Below are 16,854 nucleotides of genomic sequence, written 5' to 3'. Positions count from 1 at the left end.
CGTTTCAGCGCTGCTGCAGCGCCAGGCGTATGCCGAGCGCGCAATAGATGCCGCCGACCACCTTGCCCTGCCATTTCAACACCGCCGGATTGCGGCGCAGCAAGGAACCCAGGCCGCCCGCGCTGACGGCGAAGACGACCGTGCTGAAGAGCCCGAGCAGAACAAAGATGATGCCCAGCAGCATCAGCTGCAGCACCACGAAACCGCCTTGCGGGTGCACGAATTGCGGCAGGAAGGCCAGGAAGAACAGCGCGGTCTTCGGATTGAGCACTTCGGTCAGGATCGCCTGCCGGAAGGCCCGGCCCGCGGAAATGGGGAGCGTCCTGGCCGCCAGGTCTGCCGGCGCCTTTTCGAGAATGGCGCGGATGCCGAGATAAACGAGATAGGCCGCGCCGATATATTTGACGACGCTGAACAGCATCGCCGAAGCGGCGATGACGGCCGAGATGCCGACGATGGCCATGATGGTGTGGATCACATCGCCGGCGGCGACGCCGGCGCCGGTGGCGATGCCGACCTTCGTGCCCGAACTCGTCGCCCGCGCGACCGTGAGCAGCGTCGCCGGCCCCGGGATGAAGACGAAGCCGAACACGACCGCGATGTAGGTGACGAGCGTCGCGGGATCGATCATGCCAAGGTTCCTTTTGCGGCGGCCGCCGGCAGCGGTCGGCTCAAAATCATAGCATCGGAGAATGCGTCGGGGGAACTCTCCAGCCGATGGGCCAGCGATGACTTTTCGATGACGGCATCGGCGTGAGGCGGCAGGTTTCCCGCGAAGCGCGGTTGTGGCCGGATGAGCGCTGCGCTACTCCAAGCCATCACGCGGTGAATCACTTGGCTGGTCTTCAGATAAACCCGAAAACGACCTCCTGTCCGGTGTCTGCCTGATGCCGGCACAGGCAGCAGGCCTGCCGGCCGAGGATCACAAGCGGCGCGTCCTGAAAGACGTGTTCGGCTTCGACGATTTTCGCCCCGGGCAAGCGACCGTGATCGAGGCGTTGCTCTCCGGACGCCACGTGCTGGCGGTGATGCCGACAGGCGCCGGCAAGTCGCTCTGCTATCAGGTTCCGGCGCTGGTCAAGGGCGGGCTCACCATCGTGGTGTCGCCGCTGGTGGCGCTGATGCAGGACCAGGTCGCCGCCTTGCGCCTTGCCGGCGTGGCCGCCGACACCATCAATTCCTCACTGGACCGCGACGCCAATGTCGCTGCCTGGCGCCGCGTGGCGTCCGGACAGACGCGGCTGCTCTACATGGCGCCGGAGCGGCTGATGACGGAGCGGATGCTCGAAGCCCTGTCCCGGCTCGATGTCGGCCTGATCGCCATCGACGAGGCGCATTGCATCTCGCAATGGGGACCGGCCTTCCGGCGCGAATATGAAGACCTGTCGCAGTTGCGCGGCGTGTTTCCGCAGGTGCCCATCATCGCGCTGACGGCGACGGCTGACGAGGCCACGCGCGCCGACATCGAAGCGCGGCTGTTTGCCGGGCGCGCCGAAACCCTGGTGCTGGGCTTCGACCGGCCCAATATCAAGCTGGCGATAGAGCCCAAGCAGGATAGCAAGCGCCAGCTGTTGCGCTTCGTCGAGCGTCACCAGGGCAAGAGCGGCATCATCTATTGCCTGTCGCGCCGCAAGACGGAGGAAATGGCGGCTTTCCTGGAGAAGAACGGCGTGCGCGCGCTCGCCTACCATGCCGGCATGAGCAAGGAGGCGCGGGAGGCGAACCAAAACACCTTCATGAGCCTTTCGGGCGTCGTCATGGTGGCGACCATCGCCTTCGGCATGGGCATCGACAAGCCCGACGTCGCCTATGTCTTCCACACCGACCTGCCCGGCAGCCTGGAGGCGTATTACCAGGAGATCGGCCGCGCCGGCCGCGACGGCCGGGCGGCGGAAGCGCACATGCTCTACGGCGCCGGCGACATCCGCACGCGCCGGATGTTCATCGACGACGAGGATACCTCGCCCGAGCACAAAAGACGGGCGCATCGGCGGCTCGACACGCTGATCGGCTATTGCGAGACGGCGCAGTGCCGGCGCCAGGTGCTGCTCGGCTATTTCGGCGAGGAGGCGCAAGCCTGCGGCAATTGCGACAACTGCCTCGACCAGGCGCCGCGCGCCGATGGCGGGGCGGAGGCGCGGATTATCCTCGCGGCCGTCGCGCAGAGCGGCGAGCGCTTCGGCGCAGCCCATGTCATCGACATCCTGCTCGGCCATGAGACCGAAAAGGTGCTGGCCAGAGGCCATCAGCAGCTCGCTAGCTTCAGGACCGGCATCATGCACAGGAAGCCGGTCTGGCTGTCGCTCATCCGGCAACTTGTCGCCGGCGGCTTCCTGGTGCCGGATCCCGACGGCCATGGCGGCCTCACCATCTCGGAAAGCGGCCGCGCGCTCGGCCGCGGCGAGGTTGCGTTCGAGTATCGTGTCGAAGGCCGGGACCGTCTGGCGCGCGGCAGGAAGCGGGCCGCGCAGGGTTCCGCCATGGGCGGCGAGGGCGTGGACACTTCCTTGCTGGCCGCGCTCAAGACGCTGCGGCTGCGGCTCGCCAAGGAACGCCAGGTGCCGGCTTATGTGGTGTTTTCCGACCGCACCCTGATCGACATGGCCGAGCGCCGTCCGCGCGACCTCGACGACTTCGCCGAAGTGAACGGCGTGGGAGGGGCGAAGCTCAAGGAGTTCGGGGAGATCTTCCTGAGCGCGATCGCGGCGCATGAGGCGAGCGGGTCGAGCTGAGGAACGGGCTTTCCTTGACGCGTCACCCAGTCATTCCACGATTGCCAAGCAGCATTTCTTGAATTTCTTGCCGCTTCCGCAAGGGCACGGATCGTTGCGCCCGACGTCGCGCCAGGGGTTGGTGGCTGGAGTGACGCTGGTCAAGGCCCGGTCCAGCCATGAGGCTTGCCCATCCTCGTCCTCGTCAAGATCGAAATCGTCGTCGCCGAACTCGAAATCATCGTCGCTGAACTCGAAGTCGTCGTCGACGAGCCCGAAGTCGTCGTCGTCGTCAAGGCCGCGGGTCCAATCCAGTGCCACAAGGACATCTTCGATGTAACTCAGACTGGCGCGATCGAACCGGTCGATGTCGCCGGGTTGCTGCTCGGCTTCCCGCAGGTCGCTTTCGAAATCACTGCGCTCAAGCACATCTTCCGGGATACGGCCCTCATCCCAGGCGCTGTAGGCAAGCGGAACGAGGTCTCGCAGGGCAAGCATCGCGATGGCTTGCAGCCAGCCGATCCACGCGTAATCCCAGTCGTCGGCCAGCCTCTCCCTGTAGAACCGTTCCACGAAATCCCTTGTCCGGTCGCGCTCGATGCGACCTTCCCAGGTCAAGAAGGTCACCGCGCCAAATGCCGCGTCGCGGATGAATTCGTCGCCGGAGCGGTCGGCAATGACGCCGAACAGCGCGTCGGCGTCGCCGTCGAACACGCCCACGATGATGCGCGACAAGGTTTCGGTTATGGCGTCGCCAAGCAGCCAGTCGGCCTCCTTCCCAGGGCGGCGCAGCAGACGCAGCAAAGCTTGGCATGCCTGGGTGTCGCGGGCGCCGCCGAGGATATACACGCCTCTGAAGAGCAGCATCTCTTCATCGTCCGACAAAGGCTGTCCGTTGGCGGCGCGTTCAAGGACGGCGCGCAGCGCAGGCGCTGATTCTTCTATCCTGATCGTGCAGACCACGATTGCGAGATTTGGCACCTGCCGTTCGGTCGCCACGGCCTGGAGATAGCGGTCTATCGGATACAACTCGAAGTCGCCGCTGTCGTTGGAGAGCAGTTTTTCCAGATCTTCTTTTTTCATCGCGTCCAGTCGCGTCGATAGAGCCCCGGCCCAGCGGTATGCTATCGATCCCCCAGCCGCACACTTGTGTCAATCCTGAGAGCGACGATGAGCGAATACCAATACTATGAATTCCAGGCAGTCGACCGTCCCCTTGGCAGCGCGGATCGCCAGGCGCTTCGCGACCTGTCATCGCGGGCGCGGATCACCGCCACAAGCTTCGCCAATTTCTACGAGTGGGGGGATTTCAAGGGCGATCCGGACGAGCTCATGGAGCGCTGGTTCGATCTTCATCTTTATTGGGCCAATTGGGGTTCCCGCCGCCTGATGATCAAGCTGCCGGCTCGGCTGGTCGATCGGGATCGCGTGGACGCCTTCCTTGGAGCGACCGACGACGTCATGCTCAGGGTCGCTGGTGAGAACATCATTATAAGCATCGCGCGCGACGAGTTGGAGTTCGAGTACCCTGACGGTGAGGATTCGGGTTGGCTCGCGGCCTTGGCGCCGTTGCGGGCCGACCTGCTCGCGGGCGATCTTCGGCTTTTCTATCTGCTTTGGTTGATGGCCGTCGAAACCGACGCGATTGAACCCGAGGAACCCGAACCGATGCCGGGAATCGGGCCGCTGACCGAGGCGCTCGAAGCGTTTGCCGAGTTCTTCGGCATCGGTCGCGATCTCATCCAGGCGGCGGCTGAGCGAAGCGCGACAACGGGTCCCGATGGCGCAGCGCCGGAGATCGCCCGACGGCTGGTCGCGGCGATGAGCGACTTCGAGAAAACCAGCCTGCTCATGCGGGTTTTCAATGGTGAGCCGAATATGTCCGCCGAGTTGCGGGCCACGATCCGGGCACGTTTGGAACCCGAAACGACAATCTCGCTTGGCCCTTTGCGCACAGCGGCGGATCTGCAGGCGCGGGCCGAAGAAATCCGCCTCGCCCGCAAGCGCGCCGAGGCGGAGCTGGCGGAAGCGCAGCGGCGATCGCAAGCGGAAGCGGCTGAGAAGGCCCGCGATATCCGGGTCGAGGTCCTTCGCCAGCGGGGTGAAAATGTCTGGGAAGAGGTCGAGATCGAGATCGGGCGGCGCAACCCCGCCGGCTACGACAAGGCGGCGGCGCTCCTTTCTGATCTCTTGGCACTTGCCGAAAAACAGGGCAGCACCGAGGACTTCCGTCTCCGGCTTCAGTCGATCCGGGAGCGCCATGCCGGGAAGGGGCGTTTCCTCGAACGCCTGGTGGCGCTGGGATAGTTCTTGCAAGGGAGCCGGCTAACGCCAAAGGCACACCTTGACATCCTTCCCGACATAGCAGGCACCTTCGCGGCGAAGCTCTCCCCAATCGCCTGCCTCGCCGTGCGTGTCGCGAATGTCAGCGTTCGCATAGCCTGCCCAAAGATCGCCGTCCTTGTAGACGACGGCCCAGTAATCCTTCGACATCTCACCGGCCCCGCTGTGAGTGTCGGGATAATCGATGCCCGCAAAAACCTGACGAGGCCCCTGGATATTGAAATCGCCACCCTTCTCGATTTGGTAGGAGCATCTTCCGGAGATGCGGGTCTGACCATGAACGACAAGCAGGCAGCGGCCCCATTTATAACCGCTTGGCAGACGATGCTGCGGTTGCGCATGCGACGGTGAAAGCGAAAAGGCGATTGCAAGGGCAACCGCGATTGTTCGCGCGATCATCTTGTCCCCCGTTGTGAAGCCGCGACCGGACATTCTTGGATTTCGCCCCGAGCGCATGTCGAATGGGCCTGCGCAATGACTCGCCGAGATCATACTACTATCGATCACGGTCGGATTTTTGTCACGTGAAGGCTCGAAATTTCATTCGCGAGGCCGACGTGGCGCGGGTGAAAGAATGCAGACAGCTCCCAGGCCGCCTTCCTTCGCTAAAGCTTCGGAGGGCATCCTGCTTGGCGCGGAAAAGAATTCGCTGGACCTGTCCTGCGAAGCGCGCAGCGCGAAGCAGGATGGCGGAGAGGGAGGGATTCGAACCCCCGATACCCTTGCGAGTATGCCGCATTTCGAGTGCGGTGCATTCGACCACTCTGCCACCTCTCCGCGAGGTCATGGTCGGCCGTTGCCGGCGCGGCGCACTAGATAACGGCTGACCGCTCCGGTTACAAGGCCCTATTCCACCAATTTCCGGCTTGCGCGAAAAGCGATTGCGACGGGACGGGCCGATATTTGCCGGCAACGTCGCTCGCGGCCTCTCCAAGGACAAGCCTCCCAAGGACAAGCCGCTTGCCTTGACTCCGGCGCAACCTTCGGTTAGGGACAGCCCGCATTCGGCGTGGAGGCTCTTCCGCGCCGCTTGTTTTTTGAACCCGCAGACTGACAAAAAGACGGCCGAACCGCCCGAGGCGGTTCATCGAGGCCGACCGAACAGCGAAAGGCAAAAAATGTTCGCAGTCATCAAAACGGGCGGCAAGCAGTATCGCGTTGCCGCCAACGATCTCCTGAAGATCGAGAAACTCGAAGCCAAGGTCGGCGACATCGTCGAGATCGGCAATGTGCTCGCGCATGGCGAGGGCGAGAATGTCACCTTCGGCGCGCCGTTCGTCGACGGCGCTCTGGTCACGGCGGAAGTCGTCGAGCAGGGCAAGAACCGCACCGTCATCGCTTTCAAGAAGCGCCGCCGCCAGAATTCGCGCCGCAAGATCGGCCACCGCCAGCTTTTGACCACCGTCAGGATCGCCGAGATCCTGCTGGGCGGCGCCAAGCCGTCGAAGAAGGCCGCCGCCAAGCCGGAAGCCAAGGCAGAGGCCAAGGCCCCCGAAGCCAAGGCGGAAGTCGCCGCCGAGGCAAAGGCCGAAGCCGCTCCGAACGAGGCCAAGGCCAAGAAGGAGCCCAAGGCTGAGGCCGCTTCCGGCGAAGAGGCAAAGGCTGCGCCGCTGTTCAAGGCGCCGAAGGGTGAGCCGGATGACCTGACCGTGATCAAGGGCATCGGCCCGGTCGCGGCGAAGGACCTCGCCGAGCAGGGCATCGTCACCTTCGCGCAGCTCGCCAAGCTTTCCGACAAGGATGTCGCCAAGATCGACGAGCACATGCCGTTCAGCGCCGACCAGATCAAGGACTGGCGCGAGCAGGCCAAGGAACTGGCGAAGAAGTAAGGCAAGTTGAAATAAGATGGCCCGGCGACGATCGTCGCCGGTACGGACTTGAAACGGAACGCGAACGCGTTCATAAGACCATTCAAGCGCCTTTGGGCGCATCGGAGTTAGTCAAATGGCACACAAGAAAGCTGGCGGTTCGTCGCGCAACGGTCGCGATTCGCACTCCAAGCGTCTGGGCGTGAAGAAGTTCGGCGGCGAAGCCGTCATCCCGGGCAACATCATCATCCGCCAACGCGGCACCTCGTGGCATCCCGGCGTCAATGTCGGAATGGGCACGGACCACACCCTTTTTGCGCTCGAAGCCGGCGCAGTCACCTTCAACAAGAAAGCCAACGGCCGAACCTACGTATCGGTGAACCCGATTACCAAAGCAGCGGAGTAGCCGGTTCCGCACCATAACACCGGCGCCCATCTCGGGAACCGGTGTCTGGCCAGGCCAGGAAAAGGATCAGGAGAGATGGGTTTGCCCTCTCTCCTTTTTCATTTTTTCTTGCCCTGGAGGACTAAAATGGTTGCCGAAGCGGAAGACACCGAAGACGAAAGTTACGCGATCGATTGCCCGGTGCTGGCCACCGAGCGTCTGGCCATGCGCGCCCCGCGCGAGAGCGATCTCGAGCAACTCGTCACGCTGGCCGACAACCGGCATGTCGCCGAAATGCTGGCCCGCATGCCGCATCCCTACGGCGAGGCCGAGGGCCGCACCTTCCTCGCCATGGCGGCGTCGCGCCGCGCCGGCATCGTCTATGCCCTGACGCTCAAGGATACCGGCACCTTCGTCGGCTGCGCCGGGCTCAACACCACCGATCGCGGCCTGGAACTGGGCTACTGGATCGGCGAGCCTTACTGGAAGCGCGGCTATGCCACCGAGGCCGCGCACGCCCTGGTGGACCTCGCCTTCCAACGGACTTCGATCCAGGTGCTGCATGCCTCGACCCGGGTGATCAATCCGGCCTCGCGCCGGGTCATCCACAAATGCGGCTTCCAGTATGCCGGCCAGGGCATGCTGAACTCGATCGTCGCTGGGCAGGTGCCGGTCGAGCGCTACAGGCTAGACAGGAAGACCTGGACGAGCCTGAGGTCATGGAGGTCCAGCTAGTGGGCGAGGGGCACGACGACAACGCAGCCGTTTCGATCGTGCCCATGACGCTGGCGCATATCGAAAGCTTCCATCGCGCGCTGGACGTCGTCGCGCGCGAACGGCGGTATCTGTCCATGCTGGAGGCGCCGCCGTTCGAGCAAACCCTTCAATTCGCGAAGGGCCGTATCGAGAAAGGCGATCCGGGGTTCGTGGCCGTTGTTGGCGAGAAGGTTGTCGGCTGGTGCGACATCACCCGCCACGACATGCCCGCACACGCGCATCGCGGTACGCTTGGAATGGGCATTTTACCCATCTATCGCGGGCGCGGCCTCGGATTGAAGCTCATCAATGCGGCCCTGGCGCGAGCGCGAAGCGCCGGCATGGTGCGGGTTGAGCTTTCCGTACATGCCGACAACGCCCGCGCGATCGCCCTTTACGACAAGGTGGGCTTTGTCAGGGAGGGTGTGGTGCGCGATGCCGTCCGCGTCGACGGAGAGTACCGCGATGCGATCATGATGGCGATCATCGACCGTGAAAATGCGATCAAACCAGATGAATAATCCCGCTCAGCCCAGCTCGGCCCAGAGCGGCAGGTGATCGGAGCCGACGGCGTCCCGGTCGGACCATAGACGCTTCAGCGATCTGGCCAGCGAAGCGCTGGTGAAGATGTAATCGATGCATTTGTACCGGCTTTTGTCGCCGGGACGGTCGGGATCGACCCAGGTCACGAGGTCGGCGACGGCAAGGCGCTGGGCGACGTCGACGGCGAGATCGGCTGTCAGCGGCATGCCGAACTCATGGTCCGGGCGGCCTGCGAGTTCGACATATTCGGGCGAGCCCGGCAGCATGTTGAAGTCGCCCATGACGATGAAGGCTTCCGGGTAGGGCAGATCCGGCAGGCCGATCTCGGGAATGCCCGACAGGCCGCCGCCTTCGAGCGCATAGTTCAAGAGGCGCTGGCGCAGGAAGCGGATCTGGCTCTGGCGCTCGACCGGGCTGCGGTGGTCGAGATGGGTGGAATAGAAGCGGATGAAGCCGAGCGGCGTCTCGATCAGCGCCTCGAGCGCGCCGCGCTGGAAGTTCATGGCCTCGAGGCTGCGGCTGCGCGGCAAAAGGAGATTGCGCGACAGATGAATGGGCGTCTTCGACAGCACCATGTTGCCGAGCTGGAAGGAAGTCGAGATGGCGCGGCCGTTCTCCAGCCGCGAGCCGATATTGACCTCGAAATTGCTGCCATAGGCGGCAAAATAATCGGGCAGCGCCTCGCTGATCTCGGCCACCATGTCGCGGTCGCCGTTGCGCGGGTTGTTGCGGGTCACTTCCTGCAGCGCGATCACGTCGGCGCCGCGCACGGCCTCGGCGATGCGCCCGACATCGTATTTGCGGTCGAGGCCAATGCCGTACTGGATGTTGTAGGAAACGATCTTCATTCCCGCGCCCCTTCAGTCCCCGCCAGTGCTACCGCGTGCGCGCCGAAAGGGCATCCGGCGCTTTAGTCGCAAATCGGCCTCGCCCTCGGCCCTGCCTTGGTTTAGAGCAATCCCGCAAGTGCAATAGCAGAAACTTGAAACGATGAAATTCCTCGACCAAGCCAAGGTTTACATCCGTTCCGGCGACGGCGGTGCCGGTTCGGTGTCGTTCCGGCGTGAAAAATTCATCGAGTTCGGCGGGCCCGATGGCGGCGATGGCGGCCGCGGCGGCGACGTGTGGGCGGAAGCGGTCGACGGGCTGAACACGCTGATCGACTATCGCTATCAGCAGCATTTCAAGGCCAAGACCGGCATGCACGGCATGGGCCGCAACATGACAGGGGCCAAGGGCGCCGACATCACGCTGAAAGTGCCGGCCGGCACGCAGATCTTTGCCGAGGACAATGAGACGCTGATCTGCGACCTGACCGTCGTCGGCCAGCGCTTCCTGCTTGCCAAGGGCGGCAATGGCGGCTTCGGCAACCAGCATTTCAAGACCTCGACTAACCAGGCGCCGCGGCGCGCCAATCCCGGCCTGCCGGGCGAGGAGCTGAGCATCTGGCTCCGGCTCAAGCTGATCGCCGACGCCGGCCTTGTCGGCCTGCCCAATGCCGGCAAGTCGACCTTCCTTGCCGCCGTCACCGCGGCCAAGCCGAAGATCGCCGATTATCCGTTTACCACGCTCTATCCCGGCCTCGGCGTTGCCCGCATCGACGGCCGCGAATTCGTGCTCGCCGACATTCCCGGCCTGATCGAAGGGGCGCATGAGGGGGTGGGCATCGGCGACCGCTTCCTCGGCCATGTCGAGCGCACGCGCGTACTGGTCCACCTCGTCTCCGCACAGGAGGAAAACCCGGGCAAGGCCTACAAGACGGTTCGCGCCGAGCTCGATGCCTATGGCAATGGGCTGACCGACAAGGTCGAGATCGTCGCGCTCAGCCAGGTCGACATCCTCGACGCGGAAGCACGCAAGAAAAAGGCGGCCTCGCTGAAGCGCGCCGCCGGCCGCGCGCCGATGCTGGTCTCGGCTGTCACCGGCGAAGGCGTCGAGGCCGTGCTGCGCGCGCTGATGGCGGTGGTCGCGGAAGCGCGCGATGCCGTTCCGGCTCCTGTCGACACGCGCTGGCGATAAGACCGATGAAATCGCTGAAATCATACCGGCGCATCACAGTGAAGATCGGTTCGGCGTTGCTCGTCGACCGCGCGACAGGTTTGAAGCGCGACTGGCTGACCTCGCTTGCCGACGACATCGCGGTGCTTGCCGGTGCCGGCGCCGAAGTGCTTGTCGTCTCCTCGGGAGCCATCGCGCTCGGGCGCACTATCCTGGGCCTCGGCAAACGCGCGCTGAAGCTCGAGGAGAGCCAGGCGGCGGCCGCCGTCGGCCAGATCGCGCTTGCCGGTGCCTGGTCGGACGCGCTTGGCAAGGACGGGCTGAAGTCGGGCCAGATCCTTTTGACGCTTGGTGACACCGAGGAGCGTCGCCGCTACCTCAACGCGCGCGCGACGATCTCGACCCTGCTCAAGATGAAGGCGGTGCCGGTCATCAACGAGAACGACACGGTGGCGACCTCGGAAATCCGCTACGGCGACAATGACCGGCTGGCCGCGCGGGTGGCGACGATGATGGGCGCCGATCTGTTGGTGCTGCTTTCCGACATTGACGGGCTCTACACGGCGCCGCCGGCCAAGGACCCGCAAGCGAAGTTCATCCCGGTGGTCGACCGCATCACGCCGGATATCGAGGCGATGGCGGGCGCGGCCGCATCCGAGTTGTCGCGCGGCGGCATGCGTACCAAGCTCGATGCCGGCAAGATCGCCAATGCCGCCGGCACCGCCATGATCATAACGTCCGGCACAAGGCTGTCGCCGCTGATGGCAATCGAACGCGGCGAGCGCGCGACCTTTTTCAAGCCGAGCGCCAATCCGGTGAAGGGCTACAAGACCTGGATCGCCGGGCAGCTCGAGCCGGCTGGACGGCTCACCGTCGATGCCGGCGCCGTCGGGGCGCTCATGTCGGGCAAGTCGCTGCTGGCTGCCGGCGTCAAGCTGGTCAGCGGCAATTTCTCGCGCGGCGACACGGTGGCGATCCTATCTCCGGAGGGCCGCGAGATCGCGCGCGGGCTGGTTGCCTATGATGCCGCCGATGCCGTAAGGATCGCTGGCCTGAAGACGGCCGAGATCGAAAACGTGCTCGGCTACGAGGCGCGTTCGGCGATGATCCATCGCGACGACCTTGTGGTAAGCGTTGCCGGCGACCAAGTATTGGCCGACGACTAGAGCAATTCCGGGAAAAGTGTGAAGCGGTTTTCCGTTCGGGTTGCGTGGAATAAAGAGATGGGCGGAGGGATGAACCATGCTGAAGCTGCATGAAAAGTCCGGCGAAGACACCGTGGCGCTGATGGCCGATATCGGCCGTCGCGCTCGCGCCGCCGCCCGACCGTTGGCCGTCGCTTCCGCCAAGGCCAAGAACGATGCGCTGGTTGCCATGGCCGAAGCCATCCTGCGCAACGAGCAGGCCATTCTCGACGCCAACGCCATCGATACGTCGAATGGCGAGGAGGCCGGCCTGTCGGGTTCGTTCATGGACCGGCTGAAGCTCAATCCCTCGCGCATCAAGGCCATGGCCGACGGCATTCGCGAGATCGCCGCGCTCAAGGATCCGGTCGGCGATGTCATCGCCGCCTGGGACCGGCCGAACGGGCTCCATATCGAGCGCGTGCGCACGCCGCTCGGCGTCATCGGCGTCATCTATGAGAGCAGGCCGAACGTGACGGCGGACGCCGGCGCACTTTGCCTCAAGGCGGGCAATCCGGTGATCCTGCGCGGCGGTTCGGACTCGCTCAATTCGTCGGCCGCGATCCATGCCTGCATGGTCGAGGGTCTGAAGGCCGCCGGCCTGCCGCAGGACGCCATCCAGCTGGTGCCGACCACCGACCGCGCCGCCGTCGGCGAGATGCTGAAAGGTCTCGGCGGCAATCTCGACGTCATTATTCCGCGCGGCGGCAAAAGCCTGGTCGGGCGCGTGCAGACCGAGGCGCGCGTGCCGGTCTTCGCGCATCTGGAAGGCATCTGCCATCTCTATGTCGACCGCTCGGCCGATCTCGACATGGCGGTCAAGATCGCCGTCAACGCCAAGATGCGGCGCACCGGTGTGTGCGGCGCTGCCGAGACCTTGCTGGTCGACCGCGCGGTGGCCGCCACGCATCTGGTGCCGATCCTGGAGGCGCTGCGCGCCGCCGGCTGCGAGATCCATGCCGATGCCGAAGTGATAACAGCTTTTGCCGACGCCAGCCCGGCGACCGATGCCGACTGGGTGACGGAATATCTCGACGCCGTCATCGCGGTGAAGCTGGTCGACGGCGTCGCCGGCGCGATCGAGCATATCGAGACGTTTTCCTCGCACCACACCGAGGCGATCGTCGCCGACGATACGGCTGCGGTTGAGCGCTTCTTCAACGAGATCGACTCGGCGATCCTCTTGCATAATGCCTCGACGCAGTTCGCCGATGGCGGCGAGTTCGGCATGGGCGCCGAGATCGGCATCGCCACCGGCAAGATGCACGCGCGCGGACCGGTCGGCGTCGAGCAACTCACCTCGTTCAAATACCGCGTGCGCGGATCTGGGCAGGTGAGGCCTTGAAGTCGTTTGCCTTAAAGGGTTGAAGCTTGCGCCCAGGCCCCCCCCTCTGGCCTGCCGGCCATCTCCCCCTCAAGGGGGGAGATTGGCAGCTTCGGCGCCGGCGCTCGGCTTGCAACGCCGGCGATTGGCGAAAGTCGCGGCGACATCTGATCTCCCCCCTTGAGGGGGAGATGGCCGGCAGGCCAGAGAGGGGGGCCTAGCACCATGCTTTCCCAACCTGAGCAGCCAGTCCCCGCCCGCTACCTTCGCATGCCCCATGCCGGCAAGGGGCTGACGGTCGGGCTGTTCGGCGGCTCGTTCAATCCGCCGCATGCCGGCCATGCGCTGGTCGCCGAGATCGCGCTGAGAAGGCTCGCGCTCGACCAGCTGTGGTGGATGGTGACGCCCGGCAATCCGCTGAAAAGCGCGCGCGAACTGGCGCCGCTCGCCGAGCGTGTCGAGCTGTCCGAAAAGATCGCCAGGAACCCGAAGATCAAGGTAACCGCCTTCGAGGCGGCGCAGCATGCGCGTTACACCGCCGACACGCTTGCCTTGGTCAAGGCGCGCAACCCGGGCGTCGATTTCGTCTGGATCATGGGCGCGGATGGTTTGCGCGACTTCCACCGCTGGCAGCGCTGGCGCGAGATCGTGCTGACCTTCCCCATCGCGGTCATCGATCGTCCGGGCGCCACGCTCTCCTTCCTATCGTCGGTTGTCGCAAAGACCTTCGACTACGCCCGTATCGACGAGGGCGACGCGCCGCTGCTTGCCCGCATGCCGGCACCGGCCTGGACCTTCATCCACGGTCCGCGTTCGTCGCTGTCATCCACCGCGCTCCGCAACGCGGCGGAGGGGTAGGCGCCCTCCTTCTCCCCTTGTGGGAGAAGGTGCCGCCGAAGGCGGCGGATGAGGGGTGTTCCAGGGAATGCAGACGTCTCATTTTGCTGGAACACCCCTCATCCGTCTCGGCGCTATGCGCCGATCCACCTTCTCCCACAAGGGGAGAAGGGGAAGCGCGGCATGTCGCTTTTGAGGCGGCTTTTAACCTGCGGCTAAGCCAAGCTGCACAAGCATGCTGAAGCAGAACCCCACCACAACCGAACCCGCCCGCGCCGCGCAATCGGCGCCGCTTATCGCCATTGCCAGCGTCATCGTGTCAATGGCGCTGATCGCGATCGGCAATGGGCTGATGTTCGCCTATATCCCGGTGCGTCTCGGCGCCGACGGTTTCGACCCGACCTGGGCCGGACTGATCGTCACCGGGCTTTCGGCCGGCGGTCTGGCCGGCTGCATCCTGACCGGGCCGCTCGTCAAGCGAGTGGGTCACGCCCGCGCCTTCATGGTGCTCTCGGCGCTGATCGCGCTTTCCAACGCCGCGATCGGCGCCGGGCCGATCCCGCTTTTATGGATCGCAGCGCGGGCGCTTTACGGCTTCGCCATCTGCGGGCTGTTCATCGTCGCGCAGAGCTGGCTGAACGATGCCTTGCCGAATTCGATCCGCGGCCGGGTGATGGCGGTGTTCTATGTCGCCTATATAGGCGGGCTCGGCGTGGGTTATGCGACGCTCGCCGTGATCGATATCCACACGGCCGCGGCATCGCTGATCGGCATCACCTTCACGGCGCTTTCCATCCTGCCGGTCGGCATGACGCGGCTGGCGCAGCCGCCGGCGCCGCAGGCCGCATCGGTGGCGTTGCGCCGCGCCTGGCGCATCTCGCCGGTCGGCGTCGCCGGCATGCTGGCGGTCGGCGGCCTGTCGATGATCGTCTCCGGCTTCGCGCCGATCCATGCCACCGCCAAGGGCTACAGCCAAGCCGACGTCGCGCTGCTGTTGTCGGCGATGCCGGTCGGCACGCTCATCCTGCAGATTCCGCTCGGCTGGATATCCGACCGCACCGACCGTCGCTACGTGCTGGCGGGCGCGGCGGCGCTCGCGACGATCGCCAGCGTGCTCGCCATCGTCTTCGACGGCGGCGCGCTGATGGCGCTGGTGGTGATCTATCTCATCTGGGACGGAGCGTCGGAATCGATCTACGCGCTCTCCAGCGCGCATGCCGCCGACCGCGCCGGCAAGGACGAGCTTCTGGCGCTGTCGAGCTCGATGCTGTTTGCCTGGTCGCTGGCCGGCTTCATCGTGCCGGGCATCGTGACGGCGCTTTCCGCCGTCTTCGGCACCGCGACCTTCATCTATGTCGGCATCGTCATCGCGGCGGCCTTCTGCCTGTTCGTCCTGTGGCGCGTGATGGCCGGCCGGCCGACACCCGCGGCCACAAGCGGCAGTTTCTCGCCGATGTCGGCGCAGACGCCCTTGCCGGTGGAGCTAGCCTTCGCGCCGGACGAACAGCAGCGACACGTCAAAGATTGACAAGCTGCGCATCTTCGCGACTTTTTGGCCCAAATTCGAGCAAGATCAGAGATGTCGAAGAGCTATAATCCCGCAACGATGTGGAAGCCTTTTGGCGCGTTCTCCATGGTGAAAATCCATGAGGGCGGGCAACTCGTTCACCTTAAAGGCCAAGTTTCGCTTGACCGTGAAGGGCAGATTGTCGGGAAGAGCGACATGCGGGTTCAGGTCCGGCAAACCCTCGAAAACATCAAGGCCGTGCTCGCGGCTATCGGTGGGGAGATGGCCGATATCGTATCGCTGACCCAGTATACGACCGATATCGAGCGGTTCATGGCGTCCGGAGATATCCGCAAGGAGTTCTTTTCAGAGCCCTATCCCGTGACGACAACCGTCGAGATCGTGCGCCTTTATCGTCCGGACTTGCAGATCGAAATCACGGCAATAGCCGAGATACCTCGAAATCGGTTCAGGATGCCGGCAGATTGAAAATCGCTGTTGCGAGACTACTGCTTGCGCGCCTCCGGCGCCGGCATTTCCGGAGGCGGCAGCGGGATCGAGATGCCCTCGGTATCGAAAGCCTGCTTGGCGCGCTTGGTCATGTCGATCTGGGTCGAGAAATAGTCGGCGGCCGACGTCCAGTAGCGCAAGGTGAGCGAAACGGTGGTGTCGCCGAGACTGGCCACGAAAGCGATCGGCGCCGGTTCGCGCCGGATGCGCTTTTCGGCGGCGGCGATGGCAAGCAGCGTCTTTTGCGCGCGGTCGATGTCGTTCCACGAGCCGATGCTCAAGGTGACGTCGGTGCGCCGCACGCCGTTGCGGGTGAAATTGCGCACCGGCTGGTTCCAAAGTGTCGAGTTGGGTGCCATCACATAGACACCGTCGACGGAACGCAGCTTGGTGGCGAAGAGACCGATCTCCTCGATGGTACCGGCAATCGCGCCGACCTCGACATATTCGCCGATGCGAAAGGGCCTGAGCGCCAGAAGCATGATGCCGGCGGCGATGTTCTGCAGCGTGCCTTGCAGCGCCAGCCCGATGGCCAGGCCCGCAGCGCCTATTGCCGCAATGATGGAGGCGGTCTGCACGCCGAATTGGCCGAGCACCATGATGACGACAAGGATCAGGATGGCGTAACGCACGACCTGCGAGAAGAAATGCCGCAAGGTCTCATCGAAGCCGTGGATGTGGCCGAGGCCGGCATAGATCGAGCGCTCGGCAAGCCCAGCCACGAGATACCCGACAACCAGGAGGATGACGGCGCCGACGGCCGAGAAGGAATAGGAGACGATCAGCGTGCTCAGCTGCGCAAGCCCGGCCTGGATGGTGATGAGGGCGCTTTGCGGGTCGGTGGGCATGGCGGGGGTCCCGTTGGTCAATGCGCCGATAACCCGTGCGCCTGGCATCGGTTCCCGCCTTTTGCGGCCTGGCGGAGCGCCTCCTCAACATCGCGCGGAG

Annotated in this window: 17 protein-coding genes and 1 tRNA gene; 12 read left to right on the top strand and 6 right to left on the bottom strand. The window is 64.4% G+C overall.

All coding sequences use genetic code 11. The annotated features are described in order from the left end of the window. Nucleotides 1–4 precede the first annotated feature (4 nt). Nucleotides 5–631 carry a LysE family translocator gene (locus FJ425_RS11200; RefSeq protein WP_140723415.1) on the bottom strand — a complete coding sequence of 209 codons (627 nt, stop codon included), beginning with the start codon at nt 629–631 and terminating at the stop codon, nt 5–7. 256 nt (nt 632–887) lie between these two features. On the opposite strand from FJ425_RS11200, the gene recQ reads away from it, so the two are divergent. Continuing rightward, on the top strand, nt 888–2,732 hold the full coding sequence (recQ, locus tag FJ425_RS11195; RefSeq protein WP_140723412.1) for a DNA helicase RecQ: 1,845 nt from the start codon (nt 888–890) through the stop codon (nt 2,730–2,732). 30 nt (nt 2,733–2,762) lie between these two features. On the opposite strand, the gene FJ425_RS11190 is transcribed toward recQ, so the two are convergent. After that, nucleotides 2,763–3,794, bottom strand: coding sequence for a DUF1186 domain-containing protein (locus FJ425_RS11190; RefSeq protein ID WP_140723409.1), 1,032 nt, complete (start codon nt 3,792–3,794; stop codon nt 2,763–2,765). Between the two features lie 87 nt (nt 3,795–3,881). Between FJ425_RS11190 and FJ425_RS11185 the strand changes: the two genes are divergently transcribed. Then, a complete protein-coding gene (locus FJ425_RS11185; RefSeq protein WP_140723406.1) occupies nt 3,882–5,018 on the top strand; it encodes a hypothetical protein in 1,137 nt (378 codons plus the stop codon). Nucleotides 5,019–5,036: 18 nt separating this feature from the next. Here the strand turns inward: FJ425_RS11185 and FJ425_RS11180 are convergent, their stop codons facing one another. Both FJ425_RS11180 and FJ425_RS11175 read right to left on the bottom strand, forming a co-directional pair. Further along, on the bottom strand, nt 5,037–5,486 hold the full coding sequence (locus tag FJ425_RS11180; protein ID WP_140546790.1) for a hypothetical protein: 450 nt from the start codon (nt 5,484–5,486) through the stop codon (nt 5,037–5,039). Between the two features lie 255 nt (nt 5,487–5,741). After that, a tRNA-Ser gene (locus FJ425_RS11175) sits at nt 5,742–5,831 on the bottom strand. Between the two features lie 341 nt (nt 5,832–6,172). Here FJ425_RS11175 and FJ425_RS11170 point away from each other — a divergent pair. The 4 genes from FJ425_RS11170 to FJ425_RS11155 all read left to right on the top strand — a co-directional run bounded on the left by FJ425_RS11170 (nt 6,173) and on the right by FJ425_RS11155 (nt 8,524). Further along, on the top strand, nt 6,173–6,883 hold the full coding sequence (locus FJ425_RS11170) for a 50S ribosomal protein L21 (RefSeq protein WP_140634285.1): 711 nt from the start codon (nt 6,173–6,175) through the stop codon (nt 6,881–6,883). A gap of 115 nt (nt 6,884–6,998) precedes the next feature. After that, complete coding sequence (gene rpmA, locus FJ425_RS11165) at nt 6,999–7,268, top strand: 50S ribosomal protein L27 (protein WP_006327539.1); 270 nt, start codon at nt 6,999–7,001, stop codon at nt 7,266–7,268. 126 nt (nt 7,269–7,394) lie between these two features. Continuing rightward, nucleotides 7,395–7,982, top strand: a complete 588-nt coding sequence (locus FJ425_RS11160) for a GNAT family protein (protein WP_140723403.1) — start codon at nt 7,395–7,397, stop codon at nt 7,980–7,982. Next, nucleotides 7,967–8,524 (top strand): GNAT family protein, encoded by a 558-nt coding sequence (locus tag FJ425_RS11155; protein WP_140723399.1) that lies wholly within the window; start codon nt 7,967–7,969, stop codon nt 8,522–8,524. The genes FJ425_RS11160 and FJ425_RS11155 overlap by 16 nt, the downstream gene beginning before the upstream one ends. 6 nt (nt 8,525–8,530) lie before the next feature. On the opposite strand, the gene FJ425_RS11150 is transcribed toward FJ425_RS11155, so the two are convergent. Beyond that, nucleotides 8,531–9,394, bottom strand: a complete 864-nt coding sequence (locus tag FJ425_RS11150) for an endonuclease/exonuclease/phosphatase family protein (protein ID WP_140723396.1) — start codon at nt 9,392–9,394, stop codon at nt 8,531–8,533. Nucleotides 9,395–9,536: 142 nt separating this feature from the next. On the opposite strand from FJ425_RS11150, the gene obgE reads away from it, so the two are divergent. The 6 genes from obgE (at nt 9,537) to FJ425_RS11115 (ending at nt 15,885) form a co-directional block, all read left to right on the top strand. Next, a complete protein-coding gene (obgE, locus tag FJ425_RS11145; protein WP_140723393.1) occupies nt 9,537–10,565 on the top strand; it encodes a GTPase ObgE in 1,029 nt (342 codons plus the stop codon). 5 nt (nt 10,566–10,570) lie between these two features. Further along, a complete protein-coding gene (gene proB / locus FJ425_RS11140; RefSeq protein WP_140546824.1) occupies nt 10,571–11,710 on the top strand; it encodes a glutamate 5-kinase in 1,140 nt (379 codons plus the stop codon). Between the two features lie 76 nt (nt 11,711–11,786). Further along, entirely contained in the window at nt 11,787–13,073 is a 1,287-nt protein-coding gene (locus FJ425_RS11135) for a glutamate-5-semialdehyde dehydrogenase (protein WP_140723390.1), read from the top strand. Between the two features lie 249 nt (nt 13,074–13,322). Further along, nucleotides 13,323–13,910 (top strand): nicotinate-nucleotide adenylyltransferase, encoded by a 588-nt coding sequence (locus FJ425_RS11125; protein WP_140723476.1) that lies wholly within the window; start codon nt 13,323–13,325, stop codon nt 13,908–13,910. 214 nt (nt 13,911–14,124) lie between these two features. Continuing rightward, a complete protein-coding gene (locus FJ425_RS11120) occupies nt 14,125–15,417 on the top strand; it encodes an MFS transporter (protein ID WP_140723387.1) in 1,293 nt (430 codons plus the stop codon). 51 nt (nt 15,418–15,468) lie between these two features. Then, complete coding sequence (locus FJ425_RS11115; protein WP_140723384.1) at nt 15,469–15,885, top strand: RidA family protein; 417 nt, start codon at nt 15,469–15,471, stop codon at nt 15,883–15,885. 17 nt (nt 15,886–15,902) lie between these two features. Here FJ425_RS11115 and FJ425_RS11110 read toward each other — a convergent pair whose 3' ends face one another. Beyond that, complete coding sequence (locus FJ425_RS11110) at nt 15,903–16,754, bottom strand: mechanosensitive ion channel domain-containing protein (protein WP_095767214.1); 852 nt, start codon at nt 16,752–16,754, stop codon at nt 15,903–15,905. Nucleotides 16,755–16,854: the final 100 nt, after the last annotated feature.

Origin of the sequence: Mesorhizobium sp. B2-7-2, from assembly GCF_006440775.1 — a bacterium.
GTDB lineage: Bacteria > Pseudomonadota > Alphaproteobacteria > Rhizobiales > Rhizobiaceae > Mesorhizobium.
The sequence above is the reverse complement of the archived record's forward strand: the minus strand, read 5'-3'. Positions and strand labels throughout refer to the sequence as shown.

Excerpts from the sequence above, each read along its gene's own strand:
- FJ425_RS11200 (WP_140723415.1), bottom strand. The coding sequence starts at position 631 with ATGATCGATCCCGCGACGCTCGTCACCTACATCGCGGTCGTGTTCGGC.
- recQ (WP_140723412.1), top strand. The coding sequence starts at position 888 with ATGCCGGCACAGGCAGCAGGCCTGCCGGCCGAGGATCACAAGCGGCGC.
- FJ425_RS11190 (WP_140723409.1), bottom strand. The coding sequence starts at position 3,794 with ATGAAAAAAGAAGATCTGGAAAAACTGCTCTCCAACGACAGCGGCGAC.
- FJ425_RS11185 (WP_140723406.1), top strand. The coding sequence starts at position 3,882 with ATGAGCGAATACCAATACTATGAATTCCAGGCAGTCGACCGTCCCCTT.
- FJ425_RS11180 (WP_140546790.1), bottom strand. The coding sequence starts at position 5,486 with ATGTCCGGTCGCGGCTTCACAACGGGGGACAAGATGATCGCGCGAACA.
- FJ425_RS11170 (WP_140634285.1), top strand. The coding sequence starts at position 6,173 with ATGTTCGCAGTCATCAAAACGGGCGGCAAGCAGTATCGCGTTGCCGCC.
- rpmA (WP_006327539.1), top strand. The coding sequence starts at position 6,999 with ATGGCACACAAGAAAGCTGGCGGTTCGTCGCGCAACGGTCGCGATTCG.
- FJ425_RS11160 (WP_140723403.1), top strand. The coding sequence starts at position 7,395 with ATGGTTGCCGAAGCGGAAGACACCGAAGACGAAAGTTACGCGATCGAT.
- FJ425_RS11155 (WP_140723399.1), top strand. The coding sequence starts at position 7,967 with ATGGAGGTCCAGCTAGTGGGCGAGGGGCACGACGACAACGCAGCCGTT.
- FJ425_RS11150 (WP_140723396.1), bottom strand. The coding sequence starts at position 9,394 with ATGAAGATCGTTTCCTACAACATCCAGTACGGCATTGGCCTCGACCGC.
- obgE (WP_140723393.1), top strand. The coding sequence starts at position 9,537 with ATGAAATTCCTCGACCAAGCCAAGGTTTACATCCGTTCCGGCGACGGC.
- proB (WP_140546824.1), top strand. The coding sequence starts at position 10,571 with ATGAAATCGCTGAAATCATACCGGCGCATCACAGTGAAGATCGGTTCG.
- FJ425_RS11135 (WP_140723390.1), top strand. The coding sequence starts at position 11,787 with ATGCTGAAGCTGCATGAAAAGTCCGGCGAAGACACCGTGGCGCTGATG.
- FJ425_RS11125 (WP_140723476.1), top strand. The coding sequence starts at position 13,323 with ATGCCCCATGCCGGCAAGGGGCTGACGGTCGGGCTGTTCGGCGGCTCG.
- FJ425_RS11120 (WP_140723387.1), top strand. The coding sequence starts at position 14,125 with ATGCTGAAGCAGAACCCCACCACAACCGAACCCGCCCGCGCCGCGCAA.
- FJ425_RS11115 (WP_140723384.1), top strand. The coding sequence starts at position 15,469 with ATGTCGAAGAGCTATAATCCCGCAACGATGTGGAAGCCTTTTGGCGCG.
- FJ425_RS11110 (WP_095767214.1), bottom strand. The coding sequence starts at position 16,754 with ATGCCCACCGACCCGCAAAGCGCCCTCATCACCATCCAGGCCGGGCTT.